The sequence below is a fragment of the Amycolatopsis sp. H20-H5 genome (assembly GCF_035828755.1).
Lineage (GTDB): Bacteria > Actinomycetota > Actinomycetes > Mycobacteriales > Pseudonocardiaceae > Amycolatopsis.
Window position 1 is genome coordinate 25,886 of sequence record NZ_JAYMZS010000065.1, and the last position, 23,347, is coordinate 49,232.

The 23,347-nt window shown below is 69.0% G+C and carries 25 protein-coding genes; 6 read left to right on the top strand and 19 right to left on the bottom strand.

The features are described from left to right. From QMK34_RS29320 to pafA, 9 genes are all read right to left on the bottom strand, one after another. Positions 1–376, bottom strand: a 376-nt coding sequence (locus QMK34_RS29320) for a diacylglycerol/lipid kinase family protein (protein ID WP_326417740.1), incomplete at its 3' end; no start/stop codon positions are given. A gap of 6 nt (positions 377–382) precedes the next feature. Then, positions 383–1,330, bottom strand: a complete 948-nt coding sequence (gene tatC, locus QMK34_RS29325) for a twin-arginine translocase subunit TatC (protein WP_326417741.1) — start codon at positions 1,328–1,330, stop codon at positions 383–385. An 85-nt stretch (positions 1,331–1,415) separates the two neighbouring features. After that, on the bottom strand, positions 1,416–1,748 hold the full coding sequence (gene tatA / locus QMK34_RS29330; protein WP_326417742.1) for a Sec-independent protein translocase subunit TatA: 333 nt from the start codon (positions 1,746–1,748) through the stop codon (positions 1,416–1,418). Positions 1,749–1,785: 37 nt separating this feature from the next. Next, entirely contained in the window at positions 1,786–1,998 is a 213-nt protein-coding gene (locus tag QMK34_RS29335; RefSeq protein WP_326417743.1) for a bacteriophage holin, read from the bottom strand. Positions 1,999–2,007: 9 nt separating this feature from the next. After that, positions 2,008–2,988: a helix-turn-helix transcriptional regulator gene (locus QMK34_RS29340; RefSeq protein WP_326417744.1), complete on the bottom strand. Its 981-nt coding sequence runs from the start codon at positions 2,986–2,988 to the stop codon at positions 2,008–2,010. Then, a complete protein-coding gene (locus QMK34_RS29345; protein WP_326417745.1) occupies positions 2,985–3,986 on the bottom strand; it encodes a helix-turn-helix transcriptional regulator in 1,002 nt (333 codons plus the stop codon). The genes QMK34_RS29340 and QMK34_RS29345 overlap by 4 nt, the downstream gene beginning before the upstream one ends. A 9-nt stretch (positions 3,987–3,995) precedes the next feature. After that, a complete protein-coding gene (locus QMK34_RS29350; protein ID WP_326417746.1) occupies positions 3,996–4,415 on the bottom strand; it encodes a winged helix-turn-helix transcriptional regulator in 420 nt (139 codons plus the stop codon). Positions 4,416–4,685: 270 nt separating this feature from the next. Next, positions 4,686–5,732 carry a WD40/YVTN/BNR-like repeat-containing protein gene (locus QMK34_RS29355; protein WP_442785245.1) on the bottom strand — a complete coding sequence of 349 codons (1,047 nt, stop codon included), beginning with the start codon at positions 5,730–5,732 and terminating at the stop codon, positions 4,686–4,688. Positions 5,733–5,860: 128 nt separating this feature from the next. Next, on the bottom strand, positions 5,861–7,219 hold the full coding sequence (pafA, locus tag QMK34_RS29360) for a Pup--protein ligase (protein ID WP_326417747.1): 1,359 nt from the start codon (positions 7,217–7,219) through the stop codon (positions 5,861–5,863). Positions 7,220–7,364: 145 nt separating this feature from the next. On the opposite strand from pafA, the gene QMK34_RS29365 reads away from it, so the two are divergent. Continuing rightward, positions 7,365–8,855 (top strand): bifunctional phosphatase PAP2/diacylglycerol kinase family protein, encoded by a 1,491-nt coding sequence (locus tag QMK34_RS29365; RefSeq protein WP_326417765.1) that lies wholly within the window; start codon positions 7,365–7,367, stop codon positions 8,853–8,855. Between the two features lie 192 nt (positions 8,856–9,047). After that, positions 9,048–10,271, top strand: a complete 1,224-nt coding sequence (locus QMK34_RS29370) for an alpha/beta hydrolase (RefSeq protein ID WP_326417748.1) — start codon at positions 9,048–9,050, stop codon at positions 10,269–10,271. Positions 10,272–10,424: 153 nt separating this feature from the next. Here the strand turns inward: QMK34_RS29370 and prcA are convergent, their stop codons facing one another. The 4 genes from prcA to dop form a co-directional block, all read right to left on the bottom strand. Beyond that, entirely contained in the window at positions 10,425–11,222 is a 798-nt protein-coding gene (gene prcA / locus QMK34_RS29375) for a proteasome subunit alpha (RefSeq protein ID WP_326417749.1), read from the bottom strand. A gap of 42 nt (positions 11,223–11,264) precedes the next feature. Next, on the bottom strand, positions 11,265–12,107 hold the full coding sequence (gene prcB, locus QMK34_RS29380) for a proteasome subunit beta (protein ID WP_326417750.1): 843 nt from the start codon (positions 12,105–12,107) through the stop codon (positions 11,265–11,267). A gap of 47 nt (positions 12,108–12,154) precedes the next feature. Further along, a complete protein-coding gene (locus QMK34_RS29385) occupies positions 12,155–12,349 on the bottom strand; it encodes a ubiquitin-like protein Pup (protein ID WP_326417751.1) in 195 nt (64 codons plus the stop codon). Positions 12,350–12,449: 100 nt separating this feature from the next. Next, positions 12,450–13,952: a depupylase/deamidase Dop gene (gene dop, locus QMK34_RS29390; RefSeq protein WP_326417752.1), complete on the bottom strand. Its 1,503-nt coding sequence runs from the start codon at positions 13,950–13,952 to the stop codon at positions 12,450–12,452. A gap of 41 nt (positions 13,953–13,993) precedes the next feature. Between dop and QMK34_RS29395 the strand changes: the two genes are divergently transcribed. Continuing rightward, a complete protein-coding gene (locus QMK34_RS29395; protein WP_326417753.1) occupies positions 13,994–14,506 on the top strand; it encodes an NUDIX hydrolase in 513 nt (170 codons plus the stop codon). A gap of 4 nt (positions 14,507–14,510) precedes the next feature. Here the strand turns inward: QMK34_RS29395 and QMK34_RS29400 are convergent, their stop codons facing one another. The 3 genes from QMK34_RS29400 to QMK34_RS29410 all read right to left on the bottom strand — a co-directional run bounded on the left by QMK34_RS29400 (position 14,511) and on the right by QMK34_RS29410 (position 16,554). Further along, positions 14,511–15,119 carry a hypothetical protein gene (locus QMK34_RS29400; protein ID WP_326417754.1) on the bottom strand — a complete coding sequence of 203 codons (609 nt, stop codon included), beginning with the start codon at positions 15,117–15,119 and terminating at the stop codon, positions 14,511–14,513. Positions 15,120–15,194: 75 nt separating this feature from the next. After that, the gene (locus QMK34_RS29405) at positions 15,195–16,124 is read right to left on the bottom strand and encodes an aldo/keto reductase (protein WP_326417755.1); all 930 of its coding nucleotides are present in this window, start codon (positions 16,122–16,124) and stop codon (positions 15,195–15,197) included. Positions 16,125–16,212: 88 nt separating this feature from the next. After that, positions 16,213–16,554, bottom strand: coding sequence for a hypothetical protein (locus QMK34_RS29410; protein ID WP_326417756.1), 342 nt, complete (start codon positions 16,552–16,554; stop codon positions 16,213–16,215). A 656-nt stretch (positions 16,555–17,210) separates the two neighbouring features. Here QMK34_RS29410 and QMK34_RS29415 point away from each other — a divergent pair. Next, complete coding sequence (locus tag QMK34_RS29415) at positions 17,211–18,116, top strand: DMT family transporter (RefSeq protein WP_326417757.1); 906 nt, start codon at positions 17,211–17,213, stop codon at positions 18,114–18,116. Between the two features lie 57 nt (positions 18,117–18,173). Here QMK34_RS29415 and arc read toward each other — a convergent pair whose 3' ends face one another. Continuing rightward, positions 18,174–19,976 (bottom strand): proteasome ATPase, encoded by a 1,803-nt coding sequence (gene arc / locus QMK34_RS29420; protein ID WP_326417758.1) that lies wholly within the window; start codon positions 19,974–19,976, stop codon positions 18,174–18,176. Between the two features lie 349 nt (positions 19,977–20,325). Between arc and QMK34_RS29425 the strand changes: the two genes are divergently transcribed. Continuing rightward, on the top strand, positions 20,326–21,189 hold the full coding sequence (locus QMK34_RS29425) for a hypothetical protein (protein WP_326417759.1): 864 nt from the start codon (positions 20,326–20,328) through the stop codon (positions 21,187–21,189). Between the two features lie 16 nt (positions 21,190–21,205). After that, positions 21,206–21,667: a hypothetical protein gene (locus tag QMK34_RS29430; RefSeq protein WP_326417760.1), complete on the top strand. Its 462-nt coding sequence runs from the start codon at positions 21,206–21,208 to the stop codon at positions 21,665–21,667. Between the two features lie 10 nt (positions 21,668–21,677). Here the strand turns inward: QMK34_RS29430 and QMK34_RS29435 are convergent, their stop codons facing one another. Both QMK34_RS29435 and QMK34_RS29440 read right to left on the bottom strand, forming a co-directional pair. Continuing rightward, a complete protein-coding gene (locus tag QMK34_RS29435) occupies positions 21,678–22,502 on the bottom strand; it encodes a tRNA (adenine-N1)-methyltransferase (RefSeq protein ID WP_326417761.1) in 825 nt (274 codons plus the stop codon). 81 nt (positions 22,503–22,583) lie between these two features. Continuing rightward, a partial coding sequence (locus QMK34_RS29440; protein WP_326417762.1) for a site-2 protease family protein occupies positions 22,584–23,347 on the bottom strand: 764 nt, incomplete at its 5' end.

Here is a 23,347-nt window from a genome sequence, read left to right on the forward strand (position 1 = left end):
CTGGGACGCGCCGGTCGCCGGCGCGCAGGGCGGCGACGAGCTGGTCGAGGGCTTTGAGCGGGTCGCCGGGGAGGCCGAGTGCCCTGGCCAGGTCGTTGCCGGTGCCCGACGGGACGAGCCCGAGCGCGACGTCGGTGCCCGCGCAGAATTGCACGCCCTGGTGGGCGGCGCCGTCGCCACCGAGGACGACGAGGACGTCCAGCCCGGCGGCGTGGGAGTCGCGCATCAGGGCCTGGGATTCGGCGACCGTGGTGGCGACGAGCAGGTCGAGCCGATCGACGGCCGTGCGGAGACGTTCGGCCACGGTGCCCGCGATCTTCGCGGCGGCACCGTGGCCGGAAGCGGGGTGCACGGCCAGCGCCGCGTGCAGGCCCACGCGTCGCTACGTGATGTCGTCGGTGTTCGGCTTGCCCGCGGGCTCGTCGACCTTGCTCGGGGTGTAGTCGAACGGCGCGGCCTCGTCGTCGTCCAGCTTGTCCCAGCCCTCTTCCTTCCGGGCCTTGTCGAGCTTGCGGTCGTGGAAGCGGGCGAGCTGGATGGAGATCTCGAACAGGACTGTCAGCGCGGCGGCCAGCCCGATCATGGAGAACGGGTCGGAGCCGGGGGTGGCGAACGCGGCGAAGATGAACAGCGCGAACACGATGCCGCGGCGCCACCTCCTCAGCTGCTGGTACTTGACCACCCCGACGCGGTTGAGCATCACGACCAGCAGTGGCAGCTCGAAGCTGACACCGAAGATGAGCAGCAGCGACAGGATGAACGAGATGTACTTGTCGGCGGTCAGCGCGGTGACGAACTGCTCCTGGCCGAAGCTGGTGAGCAGGTCCAGCGCGTGCGGCACGAGGATGTAGGCGAGCACCGCACCCGAGGCGAACAGCACCGAGGCGAAGCCGACGAAGGTGAGCGCGTACTTGCGTTCCTTCGAGTACAGGCCGGGCGCGATGAACGCCCAGAACTGGTACAGCCACGCCGGGGAGAGCAGCACGGCACCAGCCGCGACGCCGACCTTCAACCGGATCATGAACGCTTCGAACGGGACGGTCTGCAGCAGTTTGCAACCCGCGGCGCCGTCGAGCCTGCGCTCCGGGGGGATGGCGCAGTACGGGGCGTTCATGATCTCACCGAGCGAGTGGATCGGTCCGAGCCTGGTGTTGAACCAGATGAATCCGAAGATGCCGCCGAGCACGATCGCGAGCAGCGCGTAGGCGAGCCGGCGGCGGAACTCGTAGATGTGCTCGATGAGCGTCATCGTGCCGTCGGGGTTGCGCCGGCGGCTGCGCTTGCTCCGCTTGCCGCGTCGCTCGGGCTGTTCGGAGGCGGGGTCCGCCACTGGACGATCCGTTCTCGTCAGAGTTCACCGGGCACACTCGATCGCGCCCCGGGAACCGTAGTAATCGGGCCTGGCCTACCTGTTTTTAGCTGGCGTTCTTCTGGGCCTGCTCGACCGGGGCCGCTGCCTGCTGCTTCTTCAGCTCGTCGAGCTGGCGCTGGAGGTCGGCGACCTGCTGGTCGGAGTTCACCGGCGCGGTGGCCGGCGGAACCGTCGCCTGCGGCAGGTGCCGGGTCTCGGCGGGCTCGGAGTCCTCGTGCGAGGCCTTGTTGTCGCCGGTGAGGTCCTTGGTCTCGGCCTTGAAGATCTTCATCGACTTGCCGATGGACCTGGCCGCGTCGGGAAGCCTCTTGGCCCCGAACAACAGAACCACGACGAGCACCAGGACGATGATGTGCCACGGCTGCAGCGCGTTCATGGTGGGTGGCCTCCTTCTTTGTGTCTCGTGTGCGATGTTACCGGTTTTCGGGTGCCCGGCGTCGTTGTGCGATCGCCACGCGCAACGCGGCCGAGCGAGCACGGATCATCCCGGCCCCGTCGTGGGTGTTCGTAGCCACCATGCTCATGGTCTGGTGGAAACCGCGCAAGACTCGGCGGGTCCGGAGCAGGAGCAGCGCGAGCACGAGAAGCCCGGCCACAGCGAGCGCGATGCTCGGAACGTACGACACGGCGACACCCTACTGCGCTGAGGTTGACGGAAGGTGACGAGCCCTGGCCAGAGCGTCAGAGGCTCTTCGCCGCACTGCCTCCGCGAGCGTCTCCGGGCTCTCCACCAGGGCTTCTCCGCCGAGTCCGAGAACCAGGCGGACCATCCAGGACTCGTCGCCGTAGCGCATCCGGATCCGCAGCCTGCCGCCTTCGAGCTCGGCCAGCTCCTCGCAGGGGTAGTACTCGGCTACCCAGCGTGCGTCCGGTTCGAGCACCAGATCCGCCTCCCGCTGATCGGGACTCGGGGAGTACACGCCGTCGGACAGATCGGTCGGCCGGGCGTGCGCCGGGGGCAGCGCGGGCTCGTCGAGCACGGTCAGCTCGTCGATCCGGTCCAGCCGGAAGAGCCGGACGCCCTCGGCGCGGCGGCACCACGCCTCGAGGTATCCGATGGCCTGCACGATGAGCAGCCGCATCGGATCGACGGTCCGTTCGGTGATCTGGTCCTTCGAAGCGGTGTAGTAGCGGATCCGCAGCGCCTTGCGGGCCTGCAGGGCACCGCGGACGGTCTCGCGGGTCTTCGCCGTCCGCTTGCCCTCGCGGACACCGCCGCCGACGACCACGCCGGAGGGCTGGGCCTGCCCGGCGGCGACCTCGATCTTCGCGATGGAGCGGCGCACGGCGTCGGCGTCGAGCACGCCCGGGGTCTCGGCCAAGGCGCGCAGCGCGACCAGCAACGCCGTCGCCTCGCCGCCGGTGAGGCGCAGCGGGCGGCTCATCCCGGCGTCGTGGGTGACGACGATCGTGTCACCCTCGAAGGACAGGTCGATCAGGTCGCCGGGCCCGTAGCCAGGCAGCCCGCACATCCACAGCAGCTCGAGGTCCTTGCGCAGCTGCTTGGGCGTGACGTCGAAGTCCTGGGCGGCCTCGTCGATCCGGATCCCGGGGCGGGCCAGCAGGTACGGCACGAGGGCGAGCAGCCGCGGCATCCGGTCGGTGGACCCGCTCACCACTGACTCCCCTGGTGTGCGTCGCGGGTCTGCTGCGCGACGATGGCCTCGAGCCTGTCCCCCACGGCCTTGGCGAGGACGTCGGGTTCGAGCACGAGGACGTCGGGGCCGTGCGCGGCGACCCAGTCGGCGGCGGATTCGGGGAAGTACAGCGCGATCTCGACGACGTCGCCCTCCTCGCCATCGGCATGGGAGCGGCCGACGACCGTGCCGCGACGGCGGACCCCGGCGGCGCGTCCGTCGGCCACCCAGATCCGGGCGGTGGCGACGGGCGCCTGCTCCGCCTCGCCGGTGACGGACACGAGCTGCAGCAGATTGATCCCGTCCGGACGGCGCACCTCGCCGGCGCGGCCGACCGGTTTGACCTGGCCGGTGAGCCTCGAGAGCCGGAAGCAGCGGGTGGCGCCGCGGTCGCGGTCGTGCCCGACGACGTACCAGCGGGCGCGCCACGACACGACGCCCCAGGGTTCGAGCGTGCGCATCATCCGCTCGGGCGATCCGCTGCGGCGATATTCGAAGCGGACGGCCTGGCCGTTCTGGACCGCGGCGAGCAGCGGGCCGAAAGCGGGCTCAGCGCGGACCCGCGGCTCGACCACGGTTGGCGCCTGATCGTCGACCTCGACGCCCGCCGCGCGCAGCTTGACCAGCGCACCCTGCGCCTGGCCGGTGAGTTCCGGGGAGTCCCACAGCCGGACGGCGAGCCCGACAGCGGCGGCCTCGTCGGGAGCGAGGTCGATCTCGCCGAGCTCGTAGTCGCGCCGGGCGATGCGGTAGCCCTCGATGGCGTCGAAAGCGGAGTTGCGGCCGGTCTCCAGCGGGATGCCGAGTTCGCGCAGTTCGGTCTTGTCGCGCTCGAACATCCGGTAGTACGCCTCGTCGCTGGCCGCGTCGGCGTACCCGGGCACGATCCCGCGGATCCGCTCGGCGGTGAGGTACTGCCGGGTGGACAGCAGGGCCAGGACCAGGTTGACCAGTCGTTCGGCGCGTGCGGTGGACACCCGGTAACCCTAGCCCGCCGCGTTCGCCTCGATCGTGAGGTCCGCCGACCGCGCGTCGTAACGGCCTCTGGCACTGTCGACGGCCTCGAAATTGTGTTCCGCCCAGGCCTTGAAACCGTCAAGAAGGCCCCCGAGTCCGGTACCGAGAGTAGTCAGCTCGTAGTCCACGCGCGCCGGGACCGACGGGGTGACCGTGCGAGTGACGAGCCCGTCGCGTTCGAGCACGCGCAGTGTCTGGGTGAGCATCTTCTGGCTCACCCCGGCGACCTGCCGCGAGAGGTCGCTGTAGCGCAGCGGTCCGTCACCGAGCGCGACGACGATCAAGCTGACCCATTTACCCGCGATCTCGTCGAGCAGCTTCCTGGTCGGGCAGGACGCCAGATAGGCGTCGTAACAGGCCGTGCCGCCCTGGGGCCGCTGCTCCGCCATGGTCGAACCTCCGAGCGCCGCACTGGACTTCCCGAGAGAGAGTAACTCCCTCTCGGTTCGTGCCACGGCGACCCAGGCACCTGATCCTCACCGGCTGGGTAGCCTGGCCGCCATCCAGCACGGGCTGGTCCGCACCGACATGATCAGCGAGGAACAGCGCGCGAAACCCCACCTCGTGCCGGACGCCGCCGCCAGGGCCGTGCCCTACGCCCTCGAACAGCCACCCTCGGTGGACGGTCAACGAGATCCGGCCAAGAGCTCTGAACGCGGTCACCGAACCAAGCGGGCGACACGGCCCTTCACGCCGCTGGCCCAGCAATCGCCGTGGGCGGAGCAGCTGACAGAGTCGAAACTCCCGGCGTCGAACTTCGTCCAGTGCCGCCCGCCGTCGGCGCTGAGGTCACTGCCGCCGGGACCGACGGCGATCAGCGAGTCACCGCGCCACGCGAGCCCCGACCGGCATCCCACCGGCGCCTGCGCCGGGGTCCGCCAGCTGCGGCCCCGGTCGGCACTCAAGGCGAGCGCGACACCCGGCGCGTCGGGCACCGCGTAGTCACCACCGATCGCGGCGCCGTGCCACGGATCGCGGAAGGCGACCGAGAACACCCCCGCCGACTGACTGCTGGGCAACGGCGTCTCGGCGGCCTGCCAATGGCGGCCACCGTCGCCGGAGTGCAGCACCCGGGCCTTCGCTCCCCCGCCGGTGGCGATCCACGCGTCCCGCGGTCCCGCAGTGGTGATGCACTGCCCGCTCGCGGCGAACCCGGCCTCGCCCGGCAACGCGGGCGGCATCCCCTCGGACGGCACCAGCTGCCAGCTGCGGCCACCGTCTTCGGTGGCCATCAACCGGAACTTGCCGTCGACCGGGTCACTCATCGCCAGCCCGCGCCGGTGGTCGAAGAACGCGAGGCAGTCGTAGAACGCGTTCGGGTCGGCGTTGCGGAACGCGAGCTGCCAGTGCTTGCCACCGTCGTCGGTGCGGTAGACGCGCGAGGTGTCGCCGGGCCCGATCGACAGCGTCACCGCGTGGTCGGCGTCGAACGCCTCGATGTCACGGAACTCGAGCGTCGCGGTGTCGGGCGGCCCCACCTGCTGCCAGCTCCGGCCCCGGTCGGTGGTCCGCAGGACCGTGCCCTTGGTGCCACTGACCCACGCGACCCGCCCATCGACGGCGTCCAGCCCGCGGAACTGCGCGTCCGTGCCGGTCACGGACAGGTTCCACGAAGGCTCGGGGCACGGCGCCCCCGACGCGACCCCCGTCACCCCGAGCGGGACGACCGCACCCACCAGGACCAGCACTGCTCGCGCGATTCGCATCGGCCGATCATGCCCCACCCGGCGCCCGCGTGCGGCACCCGAACGTCGGTACTTCCCCAGGTGTCATGAAAGGGTCATTGCGGGCAAAAACTGCCCACAATGACCCTTTCATGACACGGACGAACCGGCTACAACGAGCTGATCAGGCGTTCCACCCGCTCGTCGACCGAACGGAACGGGTCCTTGCACAGCACGGTCCGCTGCGCCTGGTCGTTCAGCTTCAGGTGCACCCAGTCGACGGTGAAGTCACGCCCCGCCGCCTGCGCCGCGGCGATGAAGTCACCCCGCAGCTTCGCCCGGGTGGTCTGCGGCGGGGTGTCCTTCGCGACCTCGATCTCGCCGTCGTCGGTCACCCGCTTCACCAGGCCCTTGCGCTGCAGCAGGTCGAAGATGCCCCGGCCACGCCGGATATCGTGATAAGCGAGGTCCAGCTGCGCGATCCGCGGGTTCGACAGGTCCATGTCGTGCTTGGCCCGGTACCGCTCCACCAGCCGGTGCTTGATCGCCCAGTCGATCTCGGTGTCGATCTTGCTGAAGTCCTGCTGCTCGACCGCGTCCAGCGCCCGGCCCCACAACTCCAGCACCCGCTCCGACTGCGGCCCCGAACCGTTCTCCTGCACATGCTGGGTGGCCCGCGCGAGGTACTCACGCTGGATGTCCAGCGCCGACGCCTCACGCCCACCGGCCAAGCGCACCTGCCGGCGGCCGGTCAGGTCGTGACTGATCTCCCTGATCGCCCGGATCGGGTTGTCCAGGGTGAAGTCGCGGAACTGCACACCGGCCTCGATCATCTCGAGCACCAGGTTCGCCGAGCCCACCTTCAGCAGCGTCGTCGGCTCGGCCATGTTCGAGTCGCCCACGATCACGTGCAGCCTGCGGTAGCGCTCCGCGTCCGCGTGCGGCTCGTCACGGGTGTTGATGATCGGCCGCGAGCGAGTGGTCGCGCTCGACACACCCTCCCAGATGTGCTCCGCCCGCTGCGAAAGGCAATACACCGCACCACGCGGCGTCTGCAGCACCTTGCCCGCACCGCAGATCAGCTGCCTGGTCACCAGGAACGGCAGCAGCACGTCCGCGATCCGGGAGAACTCCCCCGCGCGCGTCACCAGGTAATTCTCGTGACAGCCGTAGGAGTTGCCCGCCGAGTCGGTGTTGTTCTTGAACAGGAAGATGTCCCCGCCGATACCCTCGTCCGCGAGCCGCCGCTCGGCGTCCACGAGCAGGTCCTCCAGGATCCGCTCACCCGCCTTGTCGTGCGTGACCAGCTGCACCAGGTCGTCGCATTCCGCCGTGGCGTACTCGGGATGCGAGCCCACGTCGAGGTAGAGCCGCGAGCCGTTGGACAGGAACACGTTCGACGACCGGCCCCAGGACACGACCCGCCGAAACAGGTAGCGGGCCACTTCGTCAGGTGAAAGCCTGCGCTGCCCGTGAAAGGTGCACGTGACCCCGAACTCGGTCTCGATGCCAAAGATCCGCCGCTGCATTCCATCAGAGTAGGCGCTGGACCCCCCTAAACGGTGCGCCGTTCGGGCGTCGACACGCGGTCGGCTACGTTGCTCCTCGTGAAAAGTGCGCGAATCCGGCACCGGCCCGGCCGCGCCGGACGCCGTCGCACCGGAAGCAGGAAACGTGGTCAACCAGCTCAAACGCCCCTTTCGCCGAGTCGGGACCACCGACCGTAAGCTGATGCTCCGCAGCGCCGCACTCCCCCGGACCAGTGCCGACGACGTCCTCACCGCACTGTCGAAATCCGCGAACAAAGCACGACTCTGGTGGATCGTCGCCGCCGTACTGGCCACCAGGAAGGGCCCGGCACGCCGCGGGGCGCTGCGCGGGGTCGCCGCGATCGCCGGCGCCAGCGCCGCCGCGAACCTGCTCGGCAAACCCCTGTTCCCCCGCCGCCGCCCCGCCGCCGACGAAGTCCCCGAGCACCGGCGCCTCACGAAACGGCCCACCTCCTCGTCCTTCCCCTCCGGACACTCGGCCTCGGCCGCCGCGTTCGCCACCGCCGTCGCGATGGAATCACCCACCGCCGGACTCGTCATCGCCCCGCTGGCCGCGGCCGTGGCCTACTCCCGGGTGCATACCGGCGTCCACTGGCCCAGCGACGTCGGCGCGGGTGTCGCCATCGGCGTCGGCGTCGCGGCACTCACCCGGCACTGGTGGCCGCTGCACCCCGACGTCCCCGCCCGCACCGCCCACCAGGCCGACGCCCCCGAGATGGTCGACGGCGAGGACATGCTCGCGCTGGTCAACCCCCACTCCGGCGTCGACGGCCACGACCCGACCGACGACGTCCGCCACGCCTGGCCCAAGGCCACCATCCTGTATCCGGACCCCAAAAAGGACCTGCGCACCCAGCTCGTCGAGGAGATCCACGCCCGCAACGGCTCCGTACGCGCACTGGCCGTCGCCGGTGGGGACGGCACCGTCGCCGCGGTCGCCGCCGTCGCCGCCGACCAGGACCTCCCGCTGGCCCTCATCCCCGCCGGCACCCTCAACCACTTCGCCCGCGACGTCGGCGTGCGCTCGATGCCCGACGCCGACGCCGCCACCGAAACGGGCACCGCCGTCGGCATCGACCTCGGCGAGGTCGAGATCGACGGCAACGGCGAACCCGAACAACGCTGGTTCGTCAACACCGCCAGCCTCGGCGGCTACCCCGAGATGGTCCGCATCCGCGAAAAGCTGCAGCAACGCCACCCGAAATGGCCCGCCGCCGCCATCGCGCTCGTCCGCACCCTCCGCAGCGCCAAACCACTCCAGGTCATCCTCAACGGACACCACACCCAGGTGTGGCTGCTGTTCGTCGGCAACGGCACCTACTCACCGAAAGGCTTCGCGCCGTCCCGGCGCCCCGCGCTCGACACCGGCCTGCTCGACGTGCGCTACCTGCGCGCCGACCTGCCCTACTCCCGCGCCCGGTTCGTACTCGCGATGCTGACCAACAGCCTCAACGCCAGCCACGTCTACCAGCAGCACGACCTCCCCGAACTGCACGTCGAACTGCTCGACGGCAACCGCCGAGTCGCCACCGACGGCGAGGTCGGCCCACTCGGCAACGAGTTCCGCTTCCGGTCCCGGCCCAGCGCGCTCACCATCTACCGCACCGGACTTTAACCACCCTTTACCCTGTCTCAACGAATACACAGGAGCCCTTGATTACCGTGATCTTCGGGGTGTAGGCGAACCTCGCCCACACCTCGCGCGTCTGATCACCAGAGCATCAATCAATCGGGGCGGGGTCTTCATGCGGGTCAAAAGCTGCGGCAGTGCCCGCTGCCGGAAAACAACCACCAACCGGTGGCGGCGATGAACGCCCGCTTCACCGGCGACCCGGTCCTGCCACCCGACGTCACCGCCCGCGCCCGCGACCTCGGCCCACTCGAATCACCACTCATCTGGCTCACCCTCGCCGGCTGGGCCGTCATCGTGCTCGCCGTCGTCATCTGCCTCTGGCGACGCCCCCGCATCCGCCGCTGGGGCACCACCGGCGTCGCCGTACTCGTCCTGCTCGCCGTGGTCACCGCCGTCAACAGCTACGTCGGCTACGTCCGCACCCCCGACGACCTAGGCCGCCTCCTCGGCAAAGGCTCCGGAGCCTTCGACGCCGCAGGCATGCTCCTCGACGACGGCAAGAACGACGCCAGCGACGCCGACTCCCCCGATTCCGCCACCCAAGCCGGCAGCGAACACCACCAACAACAACAACAAGCCACCACCGACACCGGAACCCGCACCGAGATCGCCCACATCCCCGACCCCGCACACGGGATCCCCTCCGGCGACAGCTACGTCCTGCTCCCACCCGGCTACAGCGACCCCGCCAGCGCCCACCGCCGCTACCCCGTCGTCTACCTCATCCACGGCTACCCCTTCGGCGGCCCCCGCGACTGGCTGACCTCCGGCGACGCCCCCGGCACCCTCCAGTCCCTCGAAGCGGCCAACGCCATCTCACCGATGATCGTGGTCAGCGTCGACATGACCGCGGGCAACCCCAGCAAGGACTGGGAATGCCTCAACGTCCCCGGCGGCCCCCAGCTCGAGACCTACCTCGCCGGCACCGTCATCCCTACCATCGACCACCGCTTCCGCACCGTCGCCGACCGCTCCGGCCGCGCACTCGGCGGCATGTCCGGCGGCGGCTTCGGCGCCCTCAACATCGGCCTGCGCCACGTCGACGAGTTCGCCACCCTCGTCATCGCCCTGCCCTACGACGACCTCAACGACTCCATCGGCGTCCTGCGCGGCGACCAGACCGCGATCAGCGCCAACACCCCCCGCCGCTACCTGCCGACCATGAAGTTCAGCGCGCCCATCTCCGTGATGCTCGCCGTCGGCACCGGCGCCCCCACCGACGTCACCACCGCCCACCGCATCGCCGACTCCCTCCACAAACGCGGCCAGGAAGCAGTGGTCCACGCCGAACACGGCTTCAACCACACCTGGCACACCGCCAGGGCGACCCTGCCCTACCTACTGGCCTTCGCCGACCAGAACTTCCACCAGCCCGGCTCACAAGTCCCCACCTCGTAGCCCACCAGCACGCAACTGCCCCTGAAGGCCACCTTCACGGCGTCTTACGCTGTGAAGGTGGCCTTCAGGGACCTTCCACCAAGAACGGGCCCCACAGGAAAGTGGCCCTGCCGGACAACGCCCGGCTGGGCCACTTCACCAACAAAAGTCGAACTACTCCTTCGCGGAGTCGCCCTCGGCCTTCTTCTCACCCTCAGCCTTCTTCTCGCCCTCGGCGGACTCAGGCTCCTCAGCGACCGGCGCACTCGGCAGCAACGCGTCCAGCGCCACGCCCGTGACCCGCCGGAACGATCGCCCCGGCCGATCACGATCCAGCACCGCCACCTCAAGCTTCACCGGATCAACGGCCTCACCACCACCATTGGCCGGCGCTGGCGTCGGCGTGTTCGCCCGCAACGCCGTCACGGCCACCCCCACCGCCGTCGCCAAATCCATGGCCGGCTCGTAGCTCTCCTTCAGCTTCGTCGACAACGTGTCGGCCTGACCACCCATCACCACGAACCGCGGCTCGTCACCGATCGACCCGTCATAGGTCAACCGGTACAACTGGTCATCCTCCGCGCGCGCCCCGACCTCCGCCACGCAAATCTCCACCTCGAACGGCTTCAACTGCTCGGTGAAGATGCTGCCCAACGTCGCCGCGTACGCGTTCGCCAACGCCCTCGCGCTGACGTCACGCCTGTCGTACTGATAGCCCTTCAGATCGGCATGCCGGATCCCGGCCACCCGCAGGTTCTCGAACTCGCTGTACCGACCCACCGCCGCGAACCCGATGCGGTCATAGATCTCCGACACCTTGTGCAACGTCGACGACGGGTTCTCCGCGACGAACAACACTCCGTCGATGTACTTGAGCACAACCACACTGCGGCCGCGCGCGATGCCCTTACGCGCGAGCTCGGACCGCTCCCGCATGAGCTGCTCGGGAGAGGCGTACAACGGCATCGTCACGGTGTTGACTCCAACTCACTCGGGAACAGGGAAAACAACAGCTCAGTCGCGGGCACGCCGGCGCTCGGTACGATCCGCCACCACCGCTTCGGCCACCGCCGCCAGCTGCTCGGCTGGCAACGCCACCGCACCGTGCTCAGCGGTGATCGTCACCACGTTCGGATAGATCCGGCGCACCGTGTCCGGCCCACCGGTCGCCGTGTCATCGTCCGCGGCGTCGTACAACGCCTCGACCGCCACCCTGACCGCGCCTTCGACATCGGCATCCGGGTCGTGCAGCTTCTTCAACGACGACTTCGCGAACAGCGAACCCGAACCGATGGAGCTGTAACCACCGTTCTCCTCGTACCGCCCACCCGTGGCGTCATAGGAGACGATCCGCCCCGCGTGCTTCGCGTCCTCGGCGTCGAGGTCGTACCCGACGAACAACGGCACCACCGCGAGCCCGGCCATCGCCATCTCGAGATTCGCCTTGACCATGGCGGCCAGCTTGTTCGTCTTACCATCGAGCGACAGCGAGACACCCTCAAGCTTTTCGTAGTGCGCCAGCTCCACCGCGTACAACCGCACCATCTCGATGGCCAGCCCCGCCGAACCGGCGATGCCGACCGCCGAATACTCGTCGGTGACGTGCACCTTCGTCATGTCGCGAGACGCGATCAGGTTCCCCGACGTCGCCCGCCGGTCACCCGCGATCAGCACCCCACCGGCGAACGTCAGCCCGACGATCGTCGTGCCGTGCGGAACGTCCAAACCCGCCGGACCCGGCGACAGCCGCCGCTCCGGGAGCAGCTCCGGCGCCTGCGACCGCAGGAAGTCGGAGAACGACGAGGTCGCCGACGAGAAGTACGCGGCGGGCAATGCGGGACCCGAAGTGTGTTCCATACGTGCTTCTGCTTCCCATCTGCTAGTCGTACGGGGCCGAGCGACGGCTACTGGCCGCCCTTCTGCACGTATGCCCGGACGAAGTCCTCAGCGTTCTCTTCCAGCACGTCGTCGATCTCGTCGAGGATCGTGTCCACGTCCTCGCCGAGCTTCTCGCGCCGCTCCTGGCCTGCCGCGCCGTCGCTCTCGAACTCCTCGTCCGAGTCGCCGCCGCCGTGCTTTTCGATCTTTTCCTGAGCCATCTCGCCTCCCGGTGTGGCTGATGTTTCCTAGCCTACCCAGCGGTCCCGACATTCGGTGGCACTCCGGCTACCGAGTCGGACACGCCTTACCGGCCGCGGACTAGTCCGAACCGGTGAGCGCCTCCACCAGCTCCTCAGCCGTGGCCGAATCGTCCAGCAGCTTCCCGACGTGCGCCTTCGTGCCCCGCAACGGCTCCAGCGTCGGAATCCGCACCAGCGACTCCCGGCCCACATCGAAGATCACCGAATCCCACGAAGCCGCCGCGATCGAAGTCGCGTACTTCTCCAGCGCCCGGCCCCGGAAGTACGCACGAGTGTCCGAAGGCGGCGTCCGCACCGCGGCCCGCACCTCCTCCTCGGTCACCAGCCGCTTCATCGAACCCCGCGTCACCAGCCGGTTGTACAGGCCCTTGGCCAGCCGCACATCCGAATACTGCAGGTCCACCAGCCGCAACCGCGGCGCACCCCAGGCCAGCTGATCCCGCGCGCGATAGCCCTCCAGCAACCGCAGCTTCGCCGGCCAGTCCAGCCGGTCCGCGCACTCCTGCGGATCCCGCGCCAGCGCGTCCAGGATCTCGCCCCAGACCCGCAGGACCTCCTTCGACGCCTCGTCCGCGCCGGTGCGCTCCAGATTCGACGACGCGATCTCGTGATACGCGAACTGCAGGTCCAGCCCGGTGTACTTCTTCCCGCTGGTCAGCGAGACCTTCGCCTTCAACGTCGGGTCGTGGCTGATCTGGTGCACCGCACGCACCGGCTCGTCCAGCTTCAGGTCGTCGAACCGGATCCCCGACTCGATCAGGTCCAGCACCAGCGCCGTCGTCCCGACCTTCAAATAGGTCGAGTACTCCGCCAGGTTCGCGTCCCCGATGATCACGTGCAGCCGCCGGTACTTGTCCGCGTCCGCGTGCGGCTCGTCGCGCGTGTTGATGATCCCGCGCTTCAGCGTCGTCTCCAGGCCGACCTCGACCTCGATGTAGTCCGCCCGCTGCGAAAGCTGGAACCCCGCCTCCTCGCTCTGCTGCCCGATGCCCACCCGGCCCGAGCCGGTGAACACCTGACGCGACGCGAAGAACGGCATCAACCCGCCGATCACCGCGGTGAACGGCGTCGACCGCGCCATCAGGTAGTTCTCATGCGTGCCGTAGCTCGCACCCTTGCCGTCCACATTGTTCTTGTAGAGCTGCAACGGCGGCTGCCCCGGCACCGAGGCGGCCTTCATCGCCGCCTCTTCCATGATCCGCTCGCCCGCCTTGTCCCAGATCACCGCGTCCCGGGCGTTGGTCACCTCGGGCGCCGAGTACTCCGGGTGCGCGTGGTCCACGTACAACCGCGCGCCATTGGTCAGGATGACGTTCGCCGCACCGAGATCCTCGACGTCCGGATCGTGCCCAGGGCTGCTCGGACCGGTCAGGTCGAACCCGCGCGCGTCCCGCAACGGGGACTCCACCTCGTAGTCCCACCGGGCCCGCCGAGCCCGCGGGATGTCCGCCGCCGCCGCGTAGGCCAGCACCACTTGTGTCGAGGTCAGCACCGGGTTCGCTGTCGCGTCACCCGGCACGGAGATGCCGTACTCGACCTCGGTTCCCATGATCCGCCGCATGCGCACCACCCTACGGGTTCAGCCCGTGCGACGATGCCCCCATGCCAGGCAGTGACGAACTCGTTGCGCTCTATGACCGCGACGGCGCCGTCGTCGGCGAAGCCACCAGAGCCACCGTCCGCGCGGACGGGCTCTGGCACGCCGCCGGCGTGGTGCTGGTCCGATCGGGCGACGGCCAATCGGTCTACGTGCACCTCCGCACCGCGGACAAGGACGTCTTCCCCTCGACCTGGGACTGCTGGGCGGGCGGAGTCGTGGCCGCGGGCGAAACCCCGGCCGACTGCGCCCGGCGCGAACTCGGCGAGGAACTGGGCGTCCACGGAGTGGAACCCGTCTCCGTATTCACCCGCGTGTACGAAAAGGACTCGATCCGCTGCCACAACTTCGCGTTCGAGGTGCGCTGGGACGGCCCGCTCGTCCACCAGCCCGAAGAAGTCGCCGACGGCCGCTGGATGTCCCTTGAGGACCTGCGCGCCTGGGCGGAGGACCCGGAAAGCCCCTTCGTGCCCGACGGCAGGGAAGCCATCCTCGACTGGTTCGAGAACCACGCCTGAGCGACTAGGAAGCCTTGAGAGCGCTCAACTTCGCCACGATCACGGGCAACAGCCGCTTCGCCGCGTCAGTGGCCCGCGCCTCGCTGGACGCACTGACGCTCAGCGCGGAAACCACGTTCCCCTTGGCCAGCAGCACAGTGCACTTCGCCCCCTCGCACCAAGCGCGTTGCGCGTCGACGCCGTCCTGCGGCGGCAGCGTCAACCGCTTGCCCGCGCAGTCGGCGGCCGCGACCACCTCGGCGCCCGGCCGATCCGGATACACGCTCACCTGGTGGTCGAGCGAGGAACCGCTCGGATACGCCCAGCGGCCCGCCGAACCGCTGTCCCCGGTCAGCCCGGTCAGGCAACCGGAAACCTCGCCACCGGTCGGACGCACGCCTTCTTCCGCGAGGTCGGCCTCGGTCAGCAGCGCCGCGCGCGCGTCCGGGACAGGCGCGCTGGGCGTACTCGGGGCAGGTGACGAAGGCTGCGGGCTCGGTTCGACCGGCGGCACGGGTTTCGACGTCGGCACGGGGTCGTCGTAGTAGGTGTCGAGGTCGTTGGGCCGATCGGCGCACCCCGCCAGCCCGAACAACGCGATCGCGGTCACCGCGAGCACCTGCCGATGACGCACCCTCTGGTCCCTCCGACAGCCACGACGAGAACACCCGGCCGGACATCCGGGTGGCCCGAAGGGTAGTGCAGCCGATCAGCGCCAGCCGAGGCAGGACCGGTGCTCCCAATAGGACTGCGGAACCTCCGCCACGGCCGCCAGTTCTGCCAGCTCGTCCGCGTTGAGCGTCATGCCGTCGGCGAGCAGGTTTTCCCGCAGTTGCGTGGTGCTCGACGGCCCGATGACCGCGCGATCCGCCCACCGCTGCGAGAACACCGCCGCCAGCGCCACCGCGTCGGGACCCACACCCCGTTCGGCCGCGATCCGGACCAGCGCGGGAGGCGGCTCGACCACCAGCCGCCCGTTCGCCACGGTTTCCTTGACCAGCGCCAGTTTCCCGTTCCCGTGCGCTTCGGCCAGCGCCGGTCCCGCCGACGGTTCCAGCAGGTTCCAGGTGGACTGCACCGCGGTGAACACCGGCCGTCCGGCGGCTTCGAGCTCGAAAGCCCGCCTGATCGCGTCCGCCTGCGCCGGACCGGAGGTGGAGAACCCGACCCGGATTCCCTCGTCCGCCAGCGAAGCGAGCGACTCGTGCAAGGCGTGGTCAGCGAACAGCGGGCTGTCCACGGTCAGCGAATGCACCTGGTACAGCGAAATCGAGCGGCCCAGCAGGTCCCGGCTCTGTGCCCACTGCTCGCGGAACCGCGCGGCCGAGTGGTCCTTCACCTCGTGCACATCCGCGTCGAGCCGCCAAGCGCCGACGTAGGTGTAACCCCATTTACTCGACACGGTCACGTCGGAGACAGCGCGGTCGGCCAGCCAGCCGCCAAGAAAGTCCTCGGACAGGCCGTAGGACCTGGCAACGTCGAACCACCGGACCCCGGCCGCGTAGGCCGCGTCCAGTACTTCGTACGTCGTCGCGCGCATGGCCGCGACGTCGCGGATCGCGGGCAAGGCGTCCACCCGGCCCAGGTTGATGTAAGCGGGCCTGCCCAACGCGGCGAGACCGAGCGCGATCCGGTTCACTCCGGCCTCCTGTTCGTTGCTGGTTTGACGGGTGACATGCGGTCCAAGTTGATCCACAATTTTCTGTCAACCCCAGCCGTATAGGTCGTTATACACTTTGATCACGACGCAGGATGGCGAGCCATTGGGTGGAGTTCTGGGCCTGACGATGCAGTTTCTCCAGTCGCGCGGCGGGCGCCCGGACGTACCCCTTGCCGAACACCGGAGCGATCTGCCGCAGGCTGGCGCCCTCCTCCCTCGCCGCCAGCAACGCCCAGTCCGACGCGTCGGCGCAGGCGGCCGAGGCCTGCCGCAACTCGCCCAGCAGCGCGATCAGCTCGTCGGCGGACACCTCCCCCTCCCGGACCGAGGCTGCCGTGGTCTCCAGCCAGGCCAGTACACCGGCGGCGGTGATCGGCGCGCGTGGCCGACCGTGCTCTTGTTCGCTCACAGCACTGCAGTATAGGGCGTTATACGGCAACCTTGCGGGAGGAGAACGTCAGTGGTCCTCGGCGAGTTGCACGGAGGGCTTCTCGACCGGGAAACACGTTGACCCGGCCGTCGTCTCCGAGATCGCCCGATGACTGAGAACGCGTCTGAGAACTGTCGCAGCAGCCGCCGCTCGAAGCCTCGATCACCTGTCCTTCGAAGCCGCCTACCCTCCACAAAGGACGAAAGTCTACCCATTCGACCGTTTTATACCGCCACGACCGTTTCATGCGTGCCCCTGAAGGCCACCATGACAGCGTTAGACGCCGTGAAGGCTCCCATCAGGGCACACGGCAAGCCTGGGGTGGCGACCGAAGGGGACTTACCCTCGACTCAACCTTGCAAAAGTCCCCTTCACCAGAACAGACCGTGTGAAGGTCCCGTCAGTGACGCGGCCCTAGGCACCAAACTGGACGACATGACATCAGTTTCCGGACGCCCTCTGAGGCCGAAACCGCCCTGGCTCCCCGCGTTCTTGAAGCGTTCCCGGTAGTAGCCCGCCAAAGCGCTACCGTATATGTCGTTATACATTTGGTGTGACGTCCGAAAACCGCTGGCTCCGCGAGCCGTCCAGGCCGTTGACTGACAGCGACCACGCACCGGAACGCAGGAGGTTCGTTGAGCGGCAAATTCGGGATCGCGGCGCGGTTCGCCCTGCTCGCCGTCGTGTGGGGATCGAGCTTCCTCTTCATCAAGGTGGGCCTGACCGGACTGCAACCGGCACAGGTCGCGCTCGCCAGGGCCGGTTTCGGCGCACTCACCCTGCTCGTGGTCCTGCTCGTGCGACGCAGGCCACTCCCCCGCGACCCCGCACTGTGGGGCCACCTGGCCGTCGTCTCGGTCCTGCTGTGCGTGGTGCCGTTCCTGCTGTTCTCCTGGGCCGAGCAGTACATCTCCTCGGGCCTCGCGAGCATCTTCAACGCCACCACTCCCCTGATCACCATGATCGTGGCCTCACTCGCGCTGAGCACGGAACGACTCACCCGGGACCGGCTACTCGGACTGCTGCTGGGTTTCGCCGGGGTGCTGACCATCGTGGGCGTCTGGCAGGGCGTCGACCTGTCCAAGGAACTGACCGCACAGCTGGCCTGCCTCGGCGCCACGACCTGCTACGGGCTGGCGTTCGTTTACCTGCGGCGCTTCGTTTCCGGACGGGGCGTCGACTCGACGACCGTCGCGTTCGGGCAGATCGGGTTCGCGGCCTTGATCCTGCTCGCGCTCTCACCGGCGATCGCGACCGCACCGGTCCACCTGACGACGCCGGTGGTGCTCAGCATGGTCGCGCTGGGTAGTCTCGGTACCGGTATCGCTTATGTCTGGAATGCCGCGATCATCGACGCCTGGGGAGCGGCCAACGCGTCCGCCGTGACTTACCTCACACCGGTCGTCGGTGTGGTGCTGGGAATCCTGGTGCTGGACGAGCCGCTCAGCTGGAACCAGCCGGTCGGGGCGGTGCTCGTCATCCTCGGAATCCTGGCCGCACACGGGCGACTGAAGGTCCGCGACCGCGTCGCCGCGGCCTAGCACCCATGCGAAAGGGCCCGGCGCACCGAATGCGCCGGGCCCTTCACACGTGCTGTCCTACAGGTACTGCCCCGTGTTCGTGGCGGTGTCGATCGCCCGCCCCGAATCGGTGTTCTTCCCGGTGACGAGCGTGCGGATGTAGACGATCCGCTCGCCCTTCTTGCCCGAGATCCGGGCCCAGTCGTCCGGGTTGGTGGTGTTCGGCAGGTCCTCGTTCTCCGCGAACTCGTCGACGATCGCATCCAGCAGGTGCTGCACGCGCAGGCCGGGCTGCTGGGTCTCCAGCACCGACTTGATCGCCGACTTCTTCGCCCGGTCCACGATGTTCTGGATCATCGCGCCCGAGTTGAAGTCACGGAAGTACAGGACTTCCTTGTCCCCGTTGGCGTAGGTCACCTCGAGGAACCGGTTTTCGTCGCTCTCCTCGTACATGCGCTCGACGGTGTGCTGGATCATCGCGTCGAACGTCGCCTTCGCGTCCCCGCCGAACTCGGCAAGGTCGTCGGCGTGGATGGGCAAGCCCTCCAGCAGGTACTTGGAGAAGATGTCCTTCGCGCCTTCGGCGTCCGGACGCTCGATCTTGATCTTGACGTCGAGCCGGCCCGGCCGCAGGATCGCCGGGTCGATCATGTCTTCACGGTTGGAGGCGCCGATGACGATGACGTTCTCCAGCCCCTCGACACCGTCGATCTCCGAGAGCAGCTGCGGGACGATGGTGGTCTCCACATCGGAGGACACCCCGCTGCCACGGGTACGGAAGATCGAGTCCATCTCGTCGAAGAACACGATCACGGGAGTGCCCTCGGAGGCCTTCTCCCGCGCACGCTGGAAGATCAGGCGGATGTGCCGCTCGGTCTCCCCGACGAACTTGTTCAGCAGCTCGGGGCCCTTGATGTTCAGGAAGTAGGACTTCCCGTCCTCATTGCCGCCGCGAGCCAGCGAGACCTTCTTGGCGAGGGAGTTCGCCACCGCCTTCGCGATGAGCGTCTTCCCGCACCCGGGAGGCCCGTAGAGCAGCACGCCCTTCGGCGGCCGCAGCTGGTACTCCAGGTACAGATCGGCGTGCAGGAACGGCAGTTCCACCGCGTCCCTGATCTGCTCGATCTGCCGGGACAGGCCACCGATGTCCTCGTACTGGACGTCCGGCACCTCCTCCAGCACGAGGTCCTCGACCTCGGCCTTCGGCACCTTTTCGTAGGCGTAACCGGCCTTCGAATCGACGAGCAGAGAGTCGCCCGGCTTCAGCTTCTGCTCCGCCAGCGGGTCGGAGAGCAGGACAACCCGCTCTTCGTCCGCGTGCCCGACCACCAGCGCACGAAGGCTTCCGCCCTCGACGTCGGGGTCCAGCACCTCACGCAACGCACACACTTCGCCGACGCGCTCGAAGCCGCCGCCTTCCACTACGGTCAGCGCCTCGTTGAGCCGGAGCGCCTGCCCCCGCTGCAGTTCCGAGACCTCGACCGCGGGCGACACCGAGACCCGCATCTTCCGGCCCGCGGTGAAAACATCCACCGTGTTGTCCTCGTAGGCGGCGACGAAGACGCCGTACCCACTCGGAGGCTGGGCCAGCCTGTCGACCTCCTCACGTAACGCGAGCAACTGGCCACGCGCTTCGCGCAGGGTCTCGACCAGCTTCGTATTCCGCTCGGTGAGTTGACTCACGCGTTCCGACGCTTCGGCAAGGCGCTGCTCGAGCACCCTGTTCTGCCTCGGTGAATCCGTCAGCTTCCTGCGCAACAGCGCCACTTCCTCCTCGAGGAAACGGACCTGCCGCGCTTGCTCTTCGGACGTTGTACCTGCTCCAGTCGTTTCAGAAGGGTCGGCCTCCTCGCGCCGACCTCCGGGAAGGTCATGATGCATTGGGCACCTCCTCGGAGTGCTTTTCATTCCACGGTACCGGCGATCACCGACAATAAAAGGCCTTTCCGCATCACAAGATCGGCGCGTCGCGATTCCGGACCCGATGCAGCACGGACGGAGAGGCAGCACAAGAGACCAACCCGGTGCACGGTGGCCACCCTTCGTCACTACGGTGCGTCGAGGCTCGGCGGCACGGCATAGGTACCCGGACGAGTCCAGTGGCAAACGAGTTTCCGCACGAGTTCCGCCCTAATCGCGCGGGCGGGGTGCGGGGTGGCTAGCATCGGGCGGACGTCCACCGCCACGGTGGACCTGGTCTTTTTTCGCTGGACACCTAGGGGGCACCGCCATGACCTACCCGCCGCAGCAGCCCGGCGGCTACGGCCAGCAACCCGGCGGCTACGAACAGCAGCCGGGCCAGTACGGACAGCCCCAGCAGGGCGGCTTCTACCCGCAAAGCGGTTCCCAGCCCCAGCAGGGCGGCTACCAGCAGCAGCCAGGTCAGTACGGCCAGCCGCAGGACCCGTACGCCCAGGGCGGCTACCCGCAGACGGGGCAGCAACCGCAGCAGGGTGGCTACCCGGGCGCGACGCAGCAGTTCGGCCAGCCCGACCCGTACGGCCAGCAGAGCGGCTTCGACGCGTACCCCCAGGGCGGCGGCTACCCCGGCGGCGAACCACCCAAGAAGAAGAAAACCGGCCTCATCGTCGGGATCGCGATCGGTGCCGTGGTGGTGATCGGCGGCGCGGTGGGCCTGGTCATCGGCCTGTCCGGCGACGACAGCAACTCCGCCGCACCCCCGGCGAGCAGCTCGTCAGCGCCGCCGCCGGCGTCCAAGACCTCGCCGAGCAAGCCGAAGTCCTCGACGCCCACCTCGCCGAAGTCCTCGACCTCCAAGCCCCCTGCCTCGTCAGGACCGGCCCCCGGCGGCAAGGCCAGTTCGCAGGAGCTGTTCGACTCCGCCGCGAGTGCCTACACCGCGGGCGACAAGGCGTCGTTCGTCGCGCTCATCTGCCGAAGCAAGAGCAGCAGCACCGACGGTGAGCTGCCCGCCATCAAGCTCGAGCTCTCCGGCGCGTCACAGGAGAGCGGCAACAGCGCCACCATCCGTTACCACGCCACCCAGGGCACGAAGACGGTCGACGGAACCCTGACGGCGAACAAGGAATCGGGTGTCTGGTGCCTGGCGAACGCCCAGGCGGACAAGAAGTGACGAAACCACCCCGGCGGTGAACCGCAGGTTCGGCGCCGGGCTCGCGCTGCTCGGCGCCGTGGTGGCCGGTGGCCTGCTCGGACTGCTGCTGGTCTCGCAGTCCGGGCCGGGACCGGATCCGGTGCCCGGCCCCGAGCCGCCACCCCCGCGCACAGCGACTTCCGCGAGTTCCGCGAGCCCTGCCGCGGCGGACGTCGTGGCCGTCGACGTCGTCGCCTCGGCCCTCGTCGGCGCCATCACCCGGCATGACTCGGCCGCGTTCGGCAAGCTCACCTGCCGTCCGCAGAGCAGCGCCGCGCTCGGCGAGCTCCAGCGGAAATGGGACGCCGCCGGGCAGGTGACCGCCGGCCTGTCGGACTCCCCGCAGATCGGCGGGGAGTCCGCGACGGTGCGGGTGCACGTCGAAGGGGCGGGCGGCCGGAAGGACACCCCCTTCCCGCTGCGCAAGCAGGACGGGAAGTGGTGCGTCCCCGGCTGAACCGGCGGGCTCAGCCCTTACTAGGGCGGCGGTGCACCCGGGGCGAGACAGTGCCGTCGGCGAGCCTGCGGGCGGTGAGCAGGAACGCGGTGTGGGCCACCATCCGGTGGTCCGGCCGCACGGCGAGGCCGACGACGTGCCAGGGCCGCATCAGCGTCTCCCACGACTCCGGCTCGGTCCAGCACTGCTGTTCGCGCAAGGCTTCCGTGACGCGTGAGAGCTGCGTCACAGTGGCGACGTAGACGGTCAGCACGCCGCCGGGAACCAGATGTGCGGCCACGTTCGGTAACTGGTCCCACGGGGCGAGCATGTCGAGCACGACCCGGTCGACCTCACCCGTGTGCGTGGACAGATCCGCCACCGTGAGCGACCAGTTGTCCGGCTTTCCGCCGAAAAAGCGTTCGACGTTGCGCTCCGCGTGCACCGCGTGGTCGTCCCGGATCTCGTAGGACTGGACGCTTCCGGCCGAGCCGACGGCCCGCAGCAGCGAGCAGGTCAGCGCGCCGGAGCCCGCTCCGGCTTCGAGGACACGCGCGCCAGGGAAGATGTCGCCCCACATCACGATCTGCGCGGCGTCCTTCGGGTAGATGACCTGCGCGCCCCGCGGCATCGACAGGACGTAGTCCGGCAGCAGTGGGCGCAACGCCAGATACGAGCTCCCGCCCGCGGACGAGACGACGGAGCCCTCCTGCTTGTCGAGCACGTCGTCGTGCAGCAGAACGCCGCGATGGGTGTGGTACTGCTCGCCCTTGGCGAGGACCAGGGTGTAGTGCCTGCCCTTGGAGTCCGTCAACTGCACCCGGTCCCCCACCCGAAAAGGCCCGCTGACCGACACTGAATGAACCTCCGCGCGTGGTGACTTAGTCAAGACTGGCGCTCGATCCTCGCAGGTGCCGGTGCCACGGCGGACACGGGGTTACAGAGGGCGACGCGGACGCGCGATCGCGGCGCGCAGATCCTCGCGGCGCAGCACGCCTGCCGGGCGGCCCTCGTCGTCGACGACGAGGAACTGCCAGGCCGGGGTCTCCCTGACCCGCTCGGCGATCTCCTCGCCCGGCTCCGAAGCCAGCAGGACGGTCTCCGCCCGGATCGGCTCGGCGGCGAACTCGGCGGGCGACAGTGGCGAACTCGCGGCGAGCCGTTCGGCCGCGGCCTCGTCCAGCAGTCCGGCCGCGACGCCGTCCGCCCGCACCAGCACCACCCCGCGTCCCGCCGAGGCGGCCAGCGCGTCCGCGACCGGGCTTTCCGCGGGCAGCTGGAGCACCGGGCGCACGAGCTCGCTCAGCAGGAGGCCTTCTGGCCAGCCGCGGCGTGTTTCAGCGGCCAGCTCGGCCCGCGCGCCCGCGACGACGAACCAGGCCGTGACCACGCAGACACCGAGCCGCAGCCAGCGATCCTCACTACCGGCGGCCAGCCCCCACAACGCCCAGACGAGCAGCCCCGCCGCGACCAGTCCGCCGCCGACGACAGCCGCCTTGGTGCCCTTCGCCCGGGTACCCGTCGCGGCCCAGACACCGGCCCGCACCAGGCGTCCCCCATCCAGCGGGAGACCGGGCAGCAGGTTGAACAAGCCGACCGCGAAGTTGGCCACCGCGCATTCGGCGATCAGGAGCCACACCGCGCCGTCCGGCGGGACCGCGAACAGCAACAGCCCGCAGAACGCCCCCAGCAGCAGCGAAA

Coding starts and splice junctions, on each gene's coding strand:
- tatA (WP_326417742.1), bottom strand. CDS start 1,748: ATGAACGCGCTGCAGCCGTGGCACATCATCGTCCTGGTGCTCGTCGTG.
- QMK34_RS29355 (WP_442785245.1), bottom strand. CDS start 5,732: ATGCGAATCGCGCGAGCAGTGCTGGTCCTGGTGGGTGCGGTCGTCCCG.
- QMK34_RS29395 (WP_326417753.1), top strand. CDS start 13,994: ATGCCAGGCAGTGACGAACTCGTTGCGCTCTATGACCGCGACGGCGCC.
- arc (WP_326417758.1), bottom strand. CDS start 19,976: ATGCATCATGACCTTCCCGGAGGTCGGCGCGAGGAGGCCGACCCTTCT.
- prcB (WP_326417750.1), bottom strand. CDS start 12,107: ATGGAACACACTTCGGGTCCCGCATTGCCCGCCGCGTACTTCTCGTCG.
- QMK34_RS29385 (WP_326417751.1), bottom strand. CDS start 12,349: ATGGCTCAGGAAAAGATCGAAAAGCACGGCGGCGGCGACTCGGACGAG.
- dop (WP_326417752.1), bottom strand. CDS start 13,952: ATGCGGCGGATCATGGGAACCGAGGTCGAGTACGGCATCTCCGTGCCG.
- pafA (WP_326417747.1), bottom strand. CDS start 7,219: ATGCAGCGGCGGATCTTTGGCATCGAGACCGAGTTCGGGGTCACGTGC.
- QMK34_RS29350 (WP_326417746.1), bottom strand. CDS start 4,415: ATGGCGGAGCAGCGGCCCCAGGGCGGCACGGCCTGTTACGACGCCTAT.
- QMK34_RS29370 (WP_326417748.1), top strand. CDS start 9,048: ATGAACGCCCGCTTCACCGGCGACCCGGTCCTGCCACCCGACGTCACC.
- QMK34_RS29425 (WP_326417759.1), top strand. CDS start 20,326: ATGACCTACCCGCCGCAGCAGCCCGGCGGCTACGGCCAGCAACCCGGC.